The sequence below is a fragment of the Marinobacter sp. DY40_1A1 genome (genome assembly GCF_016597815.1).
Lineage (GTDB): Bacteria > Pseudomonadota > Gammaproteobacteria > Pseudomonadales > Oleiphilaceae > Marinobacter > Marinobacter xiaoshiensis.
This window is the reverse complement of record NZ_VCHA01000001.1, coordinates 219,017-232,241: the sequence shown is the minus strand read 5'-3', so window position 1 is coordinate 232,241 and position 13,225 is coordinate 219,017. Positions and strand designations below refer to the sequence as shown.

Annotated in this window: 9 protein-coding genes; 6 read left to right on the top strand and 3 right to left on the bottom strand. The window is 53.0% G+C overall.

All coding sequences use genetic code 11. The features are described from left to right. Positions 1-12: 12 nt before the first annotated feature. The 5 genes from FFI61_RS01105 (at position 13) to FFI61_RS01085 (ending at position 8,270) form a co-directional block, all read left to right on the top strand. Positions 13-1,860 (top strand): protein kinase domain-containing protein, encoded by a 1,848-nt coding sequence (locus FFI61_RS01105; RefSeq protein ID WP_200369581.1) that lies wholly within the window; start codon positions 13-15, stop codon positions 1,858-1,860. 103 nt (positions 1,861-1,963) lie between these two features. Next, complete coding sequence (locus FFI61_RS01100) at positions 1,964-2,707, top strand: class I SAM-dependent DNA methyltransferase (protein WP_200368987.1); 744 nt, start codon at positions 1,964-1,966, stop codon at positions 2,705-2,707. A gap of 86 nt (positions 2,708-2,793) precedes the next feature. Next, positions 2,794-4,926 carry a type VI secretion system Vgr family protein gene (locus FFI61_RS01095; protein WP_200368986.1) on the top strand — a complete coding sequence of 711 codons (2,133 nt, stop codon included), beginning with the start codon at positions 2,794-2,796 and terminating at the stop codon, positions 4,924-4,926. Beyond that, entirely contained in the window at positions 4,889-5,776 is an 888-nt protein-coding gene (locus FFI61_RS01090) for a DUF4123 domain-containing protein (RefSeq protein ID WP_200368985.1), read from the top strand. The genes FFI61_RS01095 and FFI61_RS01090 overlap by 38 nt, the downstream gene beginning before the upstream one ends. Beyond that, complete coding sequence (locus FFI61_RS01085) at positions 5,760-8,270, top strand: LysM peptidoglycan-binding domain-containing protein (protein ID WP_200368984.1); 2,511 nt, start codon at positions 5,760-5,762, stop codon at positions 8,268-8,270. Before FFI61_RS01090 ends, FFI61_RS01085 begins: the two co-directional genes overlap by 17 nt. Here the strand turns inward: FFI61_RS01085 and FFI61_RS01080 are convergent. The 3 genes from FFI61_RS01080 to FFI61_RS01070 form a co-directional block, all read right to left on the bottom strand. After that, positions 8,267-9,187 carry a formylglycine-generating enzyme family protein gene (locus tag FFI61_RS01080; protein ID WP_200368983.1) on the bottom strand — a complete coding sequence of 307 codons (921 nt, stop codon included), beginning with the start codon at positions 9,185-9,187 and terminating at the stop codon, positions 8,267-8,269. The genes FFI61_RS01085 and FFI61_RS01080 overlap by 4 nt on opposite strands. Before the next feature lie 68 nt (positions 9,188-9,255). Next, a complete protein-coding gene (locus FFI61_RS01075; protein WP_200368982.1) occupies positions 9,256-9,954 on the bottom strand; it encodes a DUF3592 domain-containing protein in 699 nt (232 codons plus the stop codon). Positions 9,955-10,070: 116 nt separating this feature from the next. After that, a complete protein-coding gene (locus FFI61_RS01070) occupies positions 10,071-11,924 on the bottom strand; it encodes a Na/Pi cotransporter family protein (RefSeq protein ID WP_227714628.1) in 1,854 nt (617 codons plus the stop codon). Between the two features lie 140 nt (positions 11,925-12,064). Between FFI61_RS01070 and FFI61_RS01065 the strand changes: the two genes are divergently transcribed. Continuing rightward, entirely contained in the window at positions 12,065-13,201 is a 1,137-nt protein-coding gene (locus FFI61_RS01065) for a hypothetical protein (protein ID WP_200368980.1), read from the top strand. Positions 13,202-13,225 lie beyond the last annotated feature (24 nt).

Sequence of the window (13,225 nt, the reverse complement as noted above, 5' to 3'; positions counted from 1 at the left end):
CAATCATTGCCGATGCCGCAACAGGCCCAGCTTCAGCAATTCTACATCCCGGAAGAGCAGTCGATTTATCTGCTCAGTCACGACGATGCCAAGAAGCTGAAAAACTGGGTTGAGCTGTGCACAGATCAGCTCAGGCAAATGGGCTACGCGGACATAGCAATGATTGGCAAGGGCGCCTTTGGCTTTGTCTTTGCCGGCCGGTTGCCGCTGGAGGGTGCGCGGGACCTTGAGCATGTATTCAAGTTCACCCGCATCACCCTACCCCAGCACCTGCATGACCGGCTGGAAGACGAAGCCTATATTCTGGAACAGGTGGAGCACCCCCGGGTGCCCGCCCTGGTTGCCTACCACCGCGCTGGCAGCCAACCGATTCTGGTGATGGAGCGCGCACCGGGCTTTAATCTGGAAGAGGTCTCTCTCCGGCAAGGCCGCCTGAGCCCGCGCCTGATCATCCGCATTGCCGATCAATTAGCCGACATTCTGCGCAATCTGCGACGTGAAACCGATAGCGGGAGGCGCCCAATTGTGCACGGAGATATCAAACCGTCCAATCTGGTGTTTGATGCAGAAACCGAGAACATCGCCCTGATCGACTGGGGCTCCTCGGTCTTCGCTCAACTGGATGCTAACCAGCAGTTCCTCAGCCCCAGCGTAATGGAGCTGATGTCCGACAACCTGCAACAAACCAATGCCCGTTTGGGCGATGTGTACTTTATTGGTGAAGAGCAACTCTACGGCGGGCTCTCATCACCACGATTTGATGAACAAGGCGCGGCGGCCACGCTTTATGCTCTGGCCTCTGGGCAGTCTTGCCGCTTTGGCCATCTGGCCATACCCGCAACATCTCTTGGCTTACCCATGGAATTTGCCCGCATGCTCGATGGGATGCTGGACCCGGATCCAGCCATGCGCATGCGAGCCGGCGATCATTACCTGAACGAGATGCCGCGTATGGCGCGCACAGTGATGATTGATTTACCGGAACCGCCTCCTACGCCATTGGTGCCCATCTGGACACGTATTTCAGATCGAGAAATCGACACCGTAGTTTACAGCTCCCGAAAGGCTTTCTTGCGCCAAGAGGGTTCGGACCAGTCGCTGAGTGATGTAGACGACGTACAGTTGGATCGCTACTACAAAAACTTCATGCAAGGCATGGGGGACACTGAAAAAGCTTTCCTGGCCGCTGTCAGCCGGTTGGGCCGTTATCCGGTAGAGGGCGGGCTCGCAGTTCGCTGGGAGCCCGACGGCGTTTACGTCGATACTTCCCTGAACCTGCACGACCCTGAGCTACGCACATCCTTTACCACTGCTGTGAACAACATGGTGAACCTGGCTCAGGCTATCTATCGCCAAGGCATCTTCAAAAGCTGTCTGTTCAACGCCCGGGACACTTTGCATATTGAGCGGGAAGAACAGGACCAACCCTTCATAGCGCCACCAAAAATGCGGCTTCCGTATCAGGTAAGCTCGGCCCCGGAAGTGGAAGATCGCTCACGAATACACTCCTACTTTGAGGACGGGCCAGATCCGGAGGAATTTCTTGTATTACCCGACCCCATCATCAAATCCCTCGAAGCACTCAATAGCATCCGCCATACCGGCATGATTATCTTTGAGGCCTTACCACTTCACCTCAAAATCCACAGCCAGTACCGACTGCTGGATCCGGAGAAGGAAGATGAATTCCGCCAACGGCTGGATGAAATCCTTGCCGCCGTGGATCAGATTACCGGGCTGGGCGTATCCGGCTTTATGAAAATGCCATACAAAGACGCGCGCTTTTTCCCTTACATCGAGCGGTTACCAGAACGTTATTACCCCCGAAATCCAAGGCTGGAAGCTACGGAGGCGAGCTAGCTCCAAGCCACCCATTTATCCGCTTCGCAAACACAGCAGATTGGTTTACGATGCGCCGCCACACACTGTTCCAGCTAATAGCTTCTAATACCATCAGGCCGCCATGTCCTCCAATTACCTGTATACCGATTTATCCGCCTATTACGACCTGATGTGTGCGGATATTAACTACCACGCCCAAAGCCACGGCGTGCGCAGGTTGCATCAGCTGTTTGGGAATGACGGCAACACTCATCTGGACCTGGCCTGCGGAACCGGGCCCCACGTGCGCCACTTCATTGACTTCGGGTATCAAAGCAATGGTCTGGATATAAACCAGCCCATGTTGGAGCAAGCGAAGGCCCGGTGCCCCGAGGCCCAATTTTCATTAGGGGATATGTGCGACTTTCAGGTGGATGAACCGCTGGATTTGATCACCTGCTTCTTGTACTCCATCCACTACAGCGGTGACATCGAAAACCTGAAGCAATGCATTGCCAGTGCACATCGAGCTTTAAAACCCGGTGGCGTGTTTTGCTTCAATTCCGTTGATAAAGACAAGATTGATAACAGATTATTTGAGCGGCATACCGTTACTCAGGGGGACAGCCTGTTCTCCTTCAGCTCTGCATGGCATTACCGTGGCGAAGGCGATAAGCAAGGCCTCAAGCTGAGCATCACGAAAGCCACCGGCAGCGTCACTCAATCATGGGACGACGAGCATCCTATGGTGGCAGTGAATTTCGAAGAGCTGGAGAATATTCTAAAGCCTAACTTTGATGTGCATATTCTTGAGCACGACTATGAAAAGATCGTGCCCTGGGATGGCACTTCGGGGAATGCGATCTTTGTTTGTGTGAAAGCGTAGCTTGGTTACTGGATTTTAAAGGCTAGCACTGGTAAGTTTCGGCTCACATTTATCTCCAGATAAACATACCTTCAAGGATTGAAGATATGCCTCAGGCAAACGGATTGCAGTTCACCGTGCGTGTCGGTGAGCTTCCCCCAGACGTATTTTCTGTTGTCAGCTTTGCGCTTACCGAAGGGTTATCGAAGCTTTTTCATGGCCGCCTGATATTGGCAAGCGCTGACCCTGACCTCCAGGCTACAGAAGTTCTGGAGCAATCCATAGATCTGATGGTTTGGCAGGACAGCATGCCCCTACGCCGCTTCACAGGTGTGGTAAACGAGTTTGCCCGGGGCGACACTGGCCATCGCCGCACTTGCTACGAACTGATTATCCAGCCGCCCCTGTGGCGCTTGGGCTTAATGCACAACAGCCGCATTTTCCAGACCCAAACCACAGACACCATCGTGCGCACCCTGCTGGAGGAACGAGGCATTGTAGACTCGGTACTTGTTCTCAAGCGCGCCCCCCAGGAACGGGAATACTGTGTACAGCACCGGGAAAGCGACCTGGCCTTTATCGAACGCCTGGCCGCCGAAGAAGGCTGGCACTACCGCTACCAACACGGAAGCGTGGATGGAACAGAACAGTCCGGCCTGATGATTGCCGACCACCACGGCGACGCACCAAGGCTGCAGCCTGCCGAATACAACGGCAAAGCCGGCGGCAGCACCAAACAACCCGCCGTGTTCCGGTTCCGCTACGAAGAGCGGGTTCGTGCCGCCTCGGTAGCCACCAAAGACTACACCTTCAAAAACCCCGCCTATGGGCTGATGCACGAAAGCGCGGCTTCCGCTGAGAACCAACGGCAGGATTACCAGCACTTCGATTACCCGGGGCGATTCAAGGCCGATGCCAGCGGCCAGCCCTTTACCGAGGCAAAGCTGGACGCCCTCAGAAACGACGCCAACACAGCCAATGGCGAAAGCAATCGCCCGGATTTCACCTGCGGTGCCAAAGTGGAGCTCACCAACCACGACAGCGCCAGACTAAACCGCGACTGGCTGCTGACCGCCGTCACACACACCGGCCAACAGCCCCAGGCACTGGCAGAAGAAGGTGGCACCGGACCAACCACCTACCACAACCTGTTCAGTGCTGTTCCCGCCAGCAAAACCTGGCGGCCATTGTGCGAACACCGCCCGCTGATGGACGGCCCGCAGATAGCCATAGTCACCGGCCCTGAAGGGGAGGAAATCCACTGTGATGAATACGGGCGGGTAAAAGTACGCTTCCCCTGGGATCGCTACTCCGAAAATAACGAACACAGCAGCGCCTGGCTGCGCGTAAGCCAGGGCTGGGCCGGTGGGCAATATGGGTTCATGGCCCTGCCAAGAATCGGCCACGAAGTGATCGTCTCCTTCCTGGATGGTGACCCGGATCAGCCCATCATCACGGGACGGACACACCACGCCACCAATACATCGCCCTACTCGCTGCCCGAGCATAAAACCCGCACCACCCTGAAAACCCAGACCCACAAGGGCGAAGGCAGCAACGAACTGCGGTTTGAAGATGAAGCAGATAAAGAGCAGATCTACGTCCACGCTCAAAAAGACCTGGACCTGCTCACCGAAAACAACCGCACCGAAGTCATCAAAAACGACAGCCACCTGACGGTCGAAAACGATCGCTTCAGCCAGGTGAAAGCCAACGACCACTCAACGGTAGACGGAGAACACCGGGAAAGGATCGGCGGCGACTACAGCCTCACCGTTAACGGCAGCCACCACAGCAAACTCGGCAAAGCCCAGCTTGTGGAAGCGGGGAATGAGATTCATCACAAAGCGGGGATGAAGATTGTTATCGAGGCGGGGGCGGAAGTGACGCTCAAGGCCGGCGGGAGCTTTGTGAAGGTGGATCCTAGTGGTGTGACGATTTCGGGGCCGTTGGTTAGGATTAATTCTGGGGGTGGGCCGGGGAGTGGGAGTTCGGCTGGGGCTAAGAAACCCCAAAAGCCGGCGATAATTGCGGATCATACGCAACCAGATAATGCGACTAACCCTTTAGCGGAGACATCTCAGCGGACAAATGCATCTGAAGAGCCTCGGTGGTCATTGGCTTCTGCGAATAGCGGCAAAGCACCGTTATTGAAACAAGGTGCCCGGGAAGGGGCATTAACTGTAACTGCTTGCGAGTTTGATGAGCATGGACGCTGCGCACTACATCAACACACTTGAAACTAGAGCCCCACGGGCCGCCAAACCCAGCGACTATGATTTCGCTGTATTGGATCTCGCAAGCTCAGACAAGCTTCTTGAGGAGATTTATGCGGGCATGACAAATGAGCCGATCCAGTGGTGGAGTCTCTTCGAAGGCACCAATTGGCAGGCCGAATGGGACAATGGCCCGGTACTTGTGGATCTCAGAAACGCCGCGAGTTTTCGCGCGCAGCTGAGCTCCCGGCTTGAATCCTCGTCGCAAGGTATCGTGTTTAAATCGGATATCCCTGTGGATGAGCTCCGTGAACACCTATCTCACTGGTTAACAGAATCCAACCCCGGGTCCGGGCAGCTTCTGCGGTTCCATGAACCCCGAATGTTTGGCCCACTGCTGTGTGTTCTGGCCGATCAAAGGTCCCAAAAATTGCTATCCGCTGGCACTCATTGGTGGTGGCATGACGCCCATAACTGGCGCCAAGCAATGCCAAAAAAAGGCGCCAGCAGCATGGAAATCGGCCTTGAGGAGGCATTGGTTTCGCAACTCGAACTGCAGGGCTCAGAGCTTTACTGGCTCGCTGGCGAGGCATGCGGGTATGCCACCTACTACACTGACTCTCTGCCTGAGCCCAAAGCACCTGAACGTTGGGTTTTCGATACCCTGCATACTGCACAGAACGCTGGCTTTGCTAATGCGGAGCTACTGGAACGCTGGCTGAGAATGGCCATTCAATACGGGAAAGAGTTCTATCTTACCGAGCCCGTTCACACTGTATTTTCCAATGAAGAGCTCCTCACTACGGATCGCCTGGTTGCTATGGAAAGCTTGATGGAGAGTGTTATGGAGAGCGTTTATGCAAACAACCTATAGAGTCCAAAGCGGAGACACTCTCTCTGCCATTGCTGTGCAGCATCAAACATCTATTGCAGAACTGCAGGCCATCAATCCACAGATCACCAACAAGGATCACATTCAGATTGGCTGGGAGCTAAAAATCCCTGCGAATGGGGATTCAGCTAAGGTAAATGGCTCTAAAGCCATGCGCGCACCTCGCTCCACCAATAATAAATCCAAAGGCCAAGCCAGTTGCACGGAGTGCTCAGTAGAGTACACCGAAATCATTCACGTCACAGGAGCAAGTGATGACGAATGGTGCGTAGCCCTGCCAGAGAGTGCGGCTAAAGAACTTTTACAAGAAGTCGAACTCGTTGATGGGCTAATGGCAGAGTTTAAAGAAGCTCAAAACGCTCACCATGACCCACAGTCTAGTGAGAAGAGCCCCAAACGTCGGTGGATGCAAAAAGCCGAAAAAATGGGCGTAATCGCGCCATCTCCCGATGAACGCGAAGGCGATAATGCAAACAAAGCTTCACAGATCAGCTCACAAATTGCTGCGATAGATGAACAAATCAAGTGGTACAACGATTACGATTCTGACTACTTGATGTCCTATATCAGCGACGATGCGCAGAAGCGGGAAGAAGTTGAAACTACGGCCAAAGAGAAGCGCTTGGCCATGCTGCGCGAAGAGCGGCGCTTTTTAGTAAGTCAACTTGAGGAAGGTAGCGCCTCCAGTGGGGTGAAGGGTAACGGAGTAAAGTCATCGGATTTTCTAGCCTCCCATGGAAACACCAATGACTATGGTTTTGAAGCAAGCCGAAGTACGCGCAACGAAACCGGTGTAATTGAAGTGATGATCGTCAGCCGCCCCGGACGATGGCATTACATTCGGCGAGAAGCGTATCAAAGGCTGGTGACAACTTACGCGTCGGTTCGGTACGTTAAGAAAACCCGCGCTATAGCTAATGCACTGAAAAACAAATCTGGGACAGGCTCTATTCTAGCCGGCCAAATTTTAGAAGGCATTTCTGCAGATGCAGCGAAAAGTCTTGTGGGTAACATCGAGATAACATTTGCAGAAACCAGCGACCAGCACTATTTACTCGGCGAAGAACACTCGAAACTGACGTGGTCATCCGGCGACGATGACGAAAGCCCTGTCGAAAATAATTTCCAAGTCAGCGCTGAAGCACATCTCATGCGCTTTGCAATGCAGGCAAGCGCCGGTGTAAATGCCTTCGATCTCAGCACCGGGGAGATCGATATAGGCACCAAAGCGAGCGCGTCTATGGCGCTGCTGGAAGCCGAGGTGAAACTTGCCGAGGTATTTGTCCCACATGAGAATGGTTGGGACTGCCGATTCACCTATAAAAACCGAAACGGTGAGCTGACGGACATGGCCTTTGGGGCCTTTCGATTCTCTGGTGAGATTACCCTGAATTGTTTCGCTGGCGGAAGAGTGAGTGGCGAAGCAAGCGCCAGGCTTTCTACGGGCGCCGCCTCGTTCCTGCTGTCTGACAAGAAAAAAATAGAAGCTAGCCCGACCGCGGGCCTTGCCGTAACAGGCAACGCCTTTGCCGGCGCGGAAGCTGGGGGCTCAGTGGGCGGGATGTTTAGCTGGGTGCACCCCAGTGAACGGTATAAAAACAATGCTGACTGGAAGGACTTATTCAAGATATCAGCTGGTGGAACTCTGGCGCTTGGCGCTGGGGCAGGCTTTGATTTTCAACTCAGAGCAGAGCAAAACAAAATAATTCTTATCTGCAAAGGGCGCTTGGTATTCGGCCCCGGTGCCAGCGGCTCTTTTGGATCAGAAATAGGAGCTGACAAGGTTTGGACTCTTGCGAAAACTGTTTTCGAAGTATTAGCGGAAGCGGATTATCACTTTTTATCCAATATTCAAGCTGAACTCTTCACACAGTGGGCGCAATCGCTATTCTTGGCTCTTTCCGATCAAACAAAAACTATAACCGATTTATTGGTTAGTCCTGTAGAAGATTTCTCGCGAATTTGGGCAGCACGTGCGAATAAAAAATCTGCTGCTGAAAAGCTCGCTTCTCAGATTCTAAAAGAAGCAAAAAACAAGGATTATTTAGAAGATATGACGTTTAACGGTTTGCCATATCATCAACTTCCACCGGAAACCTTAGGGATGATGATGTCGACACTCTGCGATACTTTTATCGACAGTTGGGAAGAGGATCAAGAAAAGGCCCTCCTGATCCTAGTTTCACAAATCGCTACTTGGCGCAAATTTTTCGAAACGCTCGAACACATGTCAGAGGACGGAAAAAAAGTAAATCCGATGAATAGCTTGAGAAAGCTCTCGTCAATATTGGACGACGGGCTCTCGGACAACCAACTTTCTCAGTTCCACAAATGGATAATGACTGACTTAGCAGTCAAGCCTACAAAAAAGTCATTGAAACTGGCATGGACGCCAATACCCATTCATCAGAAATCCGAGCGTCTAGTTACGCGCATCGCGATGCTCCAGAAAAGTCAGGATCAGTATCTAGCCTAACGAAGCCCACACCTAAAACCTTGGGCTTCGTAATAGTTTGATCCAATTGGAGGACGGCTATCTCTGAGGATAGTCGTCTTGCTAGAGGCTCCAGTGCGATAACCTCCTGAGCGAATAACCTTTTTCTCCCCTATTTTTGGGCCTGATGGATTTAGCTCTGGACTACTTTCATAATAGGTTTCCGAATACCAATCACCAACCCACTCGGCGCTATTAGATGTCATGTGGTGTATACCCAACGGGTTTGGCGGAAAACTATCCACAGGATACAGACGCCGCATCCCATCGTTAGGGGGAGCATTCTCTCCAGGAAGCCACTCGCCATTATTTGTAGCAAAGCGAACCTTCTCGCCCCTATTTCGGGCAGCGAATTCCCACTGAGCTTCAGTCGGCAAAGAAACAGATCGTTCAGCCAACTTCCCTATCCACAAGCAATAGTCTTTGGCTTCTTGCCAAGTCTTGGTCCAGGCAGGCAAATTGGATTGAAACAAATGTTGCCGATCCTCGCGAGCACGCAGCTCGGGCGCATAAGGCTCACGGCCCATGACTTCCCGGTACAAGTCGAAGTCACCCAAGCTTGTTTCGTATTTTGAAAGGTAATAGTCGTCGAGGGTCACTTTGTGGAGATAGTCATTGTGGGGCCAGATATCAATATTGCATAACTGTTCAGAGGCAGGTTCACAGGGCCAGCCAAACTCGCCCATCATAAAACTTCCACCCTCAACAAAAACCATGTTATCCAAGGCGCGAACCACTAAGTCTGTGACAGCCTTTTGCTGTGACCGCGACAAATCCGGATGGCGCTCCTCAACACGGGCCTGTATCGCATTTATCTCGAATTCGCTCAATGTCTCGCTGGTCACCGATGTACAGCCTGAAGTCAGAACTATTGCGACAAAAAGTAAAACGTACCGCATGGATGCTCCTTGCAATGACTTGCCCCGCAATCACTCGCAGGGCGCCCGACAAATAAATCCCTTCCTAATCACCCCGCCAACTTAGGCAAAAACGAAGTGTCCACCCAATACTTCTTCAAATTGCCTTCGTCTACCAACACCGGAACTTTCTCCTGGTCAACGTGATCGGTCGGATCAAACCATAAATTATCGCTACGAAACACATGAAGTTCACGAGTTTGCGGGTGCTGCCACTGGCATACAATCCTGAACGGATTGCGGCCATTTACCGTCAGACTGGTGTTTTGCTCTACCCCTTGAAGCGACGCGTGGATCTGGACACCGTTTTTCTGAAGATAGGCTTTTGAGCGGCTTTTCATCACGCCAAAAGCGATTATTCCAACGCCAATCAGCCCGAACACTGAGCCTATGCCACCAATGATTAAAGCGGCACCCCACAGAGAGAAGAATCCATCGATCATGGCGTCTTCAGGGTTAGCAGGCTCATAAAACACGGTTACCTGTTCGCCCCGGTTGTATGAAGGCGGGTTAGAACCCGAGTTAGACTGAAACTCAATTTCGCGACCGCCGGCGGCCCTGAATTGAACAACAGGGAAGTAACTGGTGGAGTCACTGGAGCGCGAGCGTATTAGCTCAACGACGGTGCCCTGTGCGGTTTCGGAACGTTCCAAAAATGATGTGGTGTTGGTGTACAAAGCAAAGGCGCCGACCAGCATGGCGGCACCAACAATGGCAAAAACGTATTTGATTACATTCAGAGTCTTCAACGATATCTTCCTTTTTAAGCGTTGAGGTTTGGCATGCAGCGCCCCTACCTTGGGGCGCTCAAACTGCGCGCAGAATTATACCGTCAAATTACTGTAAAATCCTGCACGATAGCCGCTTACATCCTGATAAGCGGCAAATCATCATCATTGCCCAGCCTGCGCACTTCCCGCAGCAGCTCATTCCCATCCGCAAGCCCCAACTGCAACACGTTTCGGAAGCTTTGCGTTATGCGTACGGAATAGCCAAGGTCGTGCATGAGCGAGCTGGCTTGCAGGTTATTGAGCTGGCCTTTGCGCACATCCGTGAAAATTCTGTGCCGAAAACCAGCATCAAACTTTGCGGCTTCGCTATCCACCCAGTCCAACCGGTTGCGCCAAACTTCATCAGGAACCTCCAGCCTGCTGACCTCACGCACCTGCCTTAACACCCACAACAGGTGCCGGCGCAGTTCCATGTAATGTTCGTGCGCAAGCGAGCGCTCATCGCGCAGATATCGACCTAGGTTTTTCTGCAGTGCCTTTGCATCTTTCACTACATCTACCAGCTGTAGAGCTGTCATCTGGCAGGTCATCCAGAATTGCTGGTGCTCCTCTTCTTTCGTGGTGTCCAGCCGGCTCATAAAACCCAGCAGATCGGAATAGACCACTTTGATATGGCGCCGATAAAGGTCCTCGGTATCCAGCCCCTCAGACTCATCCGGCCTCGCATCCAAGCGCGCCTCATCCACTTCGCGGGAGATCAATTGCTCTACAGGCTGGTACAGCGCATGGCAGATCACCTCAAGGCTAAGTCGCCCAAGGTGCTGCAATTCCTGGACTACCGCCCGGGAGGCCGTATCAACAGAGGCCAGCGCGGCTTCGTTCAGGTAGCGTGCGTGGCTTTCAGGCAGTTCCCGCTGTTCCACAGGGTTGCGCGGGCCAGTGGTAGCATCGGTAATCAAAACTGCTGGCTCTGCCTTGTCAGGCAATACTCTGCGCAACCCGCGCTCCAGCTGTTTTTGCCAAGGCCAGAACAGCAGCACACCAATTACGTTGAACAGGGTCTGAAACATGGCCAGTTGCAAGAGCGTATTTTCTCCAGCGCCAAACACGGCCATCAGCATTTGGGATAGCCAGGTGAGTGGCGACAAAAGCAGGAAGGTAACCACGCCTGTTAGGATATTGAACAAGGCATGCACCAAGGCAAGCCGCTGGCCACTGCGATTGCCCCCCAGCCAACCCACAATGGCAGTGGTCACGCTACTGCCAATGTTGCCACCAATTGCGATAGCAATACCCTGCCAAAGCTCTATCTGCCCGCCTGCCAGCGCAGCCAGAACCAGCATTAAGGTAGCGTGACTGGACTGCAAAACGGCCGTTAACAGCAAGCCGATCGCAACAAAGCTGAGCTGAACGAGAAAGCTGCTGTCTACGGAGCCGGCAAAATCAATAGCACCGCCAAATTCGCTGAACCCGTTTTTGATCTGGTCGATACCCAGAAAGATAAAGGCAATGCCCAACACGATGCGGCCAAATGCCTTGCCTTTCGGGGAGCTGAAGCCGGCGAGCACGCCAAATACCAGCAACGGCAATGCCAGAGGGCTCAGACTGAAGTTCTGGCCCGCTGCAGCAAGCAGCCAGATGCCTCCGCTGGTTCCCAGATTAATACCCAGAAGAATGGAGATACCACCCGCCAGATGAATCAGCCCGGTACTAATGAAGGCAATGGTCAAGAGGGACATCAAGGTGGTGGATTGCAGAATCATCGTGCCGCCCACACCGAACATCAAACCTTTGAACGGGGTAGCCGTGCTGCGTTCCAGAAGCTGTTCCAGCCGCCCCCCCGCAAGCTCCTTCAAGCCTTCTTCAAGGCATTGCATACCAAACAGAAATAGCGCCAGGCCAGCACAGAGCTGCAGCCAGCCAGAGCTGTACCAGAAACTGGTCGACAATATCACCAGCGCAAGTGTTGGCAGCACAAACGATTTCATTCTAGTCATTTACACTAAATCCGGAAGTTGGCATCAGCGCGGTAGCATTCTGATTACGATAGCAGATAAGCAGCAAATCCAACTCTCTGAGTTCACGCTAGACTGGTAGGTATAAACATCCGAAGCCCGCGAGAGATTCTTTGAAAAAACTGCTCCTGATTTTTGCAATGGCTCTGCTTATGGCGGCGATTTTTACCACTATCGCCAAGCCTGTGCCCATTGAGCATAAGCTGATTAACCTTCATGCCGCAGACGTACTCGGCGACTTTCCCGGCATTGATCAGGAAACAGTTGAGATTCAGGCAATACTGCTGGATATGTCCGATGACCCTCTCCTGCTTTTAAAGGCTCAGGCTGCCTTCATGCGCTACCCTGAGATGGCTCGGAACCTGTTTCCGCTTTACGCTGAAGAGCAGGGGTTCAGGGATATTCTGCGGCGCTACGGTGAAGATGTTTTGCCCCCCATTCAGCACTTTGTAAGCCAGCCCATCAGCACCATTGAATGGATCAATAAAGCATCTCGTCAGTACCAGGCTGCCAAACGCTACTTTGCCGGCACTCCGGCACCAAAAGAGTTACCGGAGCCCGACACCCAAGCATCCAACGAGCGCAAAGATCTCACGCCGGAAGAACGAGGCTGGTATGCCGTCAACTTTATTGAAAGTGAAGGCCACGATTTTCTTGGCCAGTTTATTGTCGATAACCAAGGCAAGACTCAATGGATAGGCACCGAAAGGGTGCTTGAAGGGCTGAATCAGTTTTTTGCCAGCGGCATTCGTGATCTGGAGCGAAACTACCGCTCTGGAACTGAGATCACAGCCAGCGACGTTGGGTGGGCTTCGGTGGACATGCTGATCTTTGCCAGTGCAGTCAAAGTGCTCCAGGCTGGCCGTGTTGCAGCCGTCACCACAAAGAGTGCAAGCCGGGGCACTCGCTCCGCCGCTTTGGCCGCACGGGTTACCCGCAGCGGGAAAATGGTGCTAAACAGCGCCCGGTATGCCAAATGGCCCCTGGCTGTCGGTGCGGGCTACCTCGTTATTACCCACCCCAGTCTGATAAATGACCTATTGGCAGGTGTGGCGGATGTACTCGGGTACCCGGTATTGGCCGTTCAGTTCGCCGGTTGGTTGCTGCTACTGATCCCTGCGCTCTATATCGGCAGCTGGCTGCTATGGTTGCTGGCGCCAGTGCTGATGGTGCTGTTCCGTGCCTTGAGCCTTTTGGTGGCTGCGCTGAGCGGCAGGCGGCATCGCCAATCCGGATACGGTAAGCTATAAGGCAACTTTCAAGCCTTAGCCCCC

Coding starts and splice junctions, on each gene's coding strand:
- FFI61_RS01105 (WP_200369581.1), top strand. CDS start 13: ATGCCGCAACAGGCCCAGCTTCAGCAATTCTACATCCCGGAAGAGCAG.
- FFI61_RS01100 (WP_200368987.1), top strand. CDS start 1,964: ATGTCCTCCAATTACCTGTATACCGATTTATCCGCCTATTACGACCTG.
- FFI61_RS01095 (WP_200368986.1), top strand. CDS start 2,794: ATGCCTCAGGCAAACGGATTGCAGTTCACCGTGCGTGTCGGTGAGCTT.
- FFI61_RS01090 (WP_200368985.1), top strand. CDS start 4,889: ATGAGCATGGACGCTGCGCACTACATCAACACACTTGAAACTAGAGCC.
- FFI61_RS01085 (WP_200368984.1), top strand. CDS start 5,760: ATGCAAACAACCTATAGAGTCCAAAGCGGAGACACTCTCTCTGCCATT.
- FFI61_RS01080 (WP_200368983.1), bottom strand. CDS start 9,187: ATGCGGTACGTTTTACTTTTTGTCGCAATAGTTCTGACTTCAGGCTGT.
- FFI61_RS01070 (WP_227714628.1), bottom strand. CDS start 11,924: ATGAAATCGTTTGTGCTGCCAACACTTGCGCTGGTGATATTGTCGACC.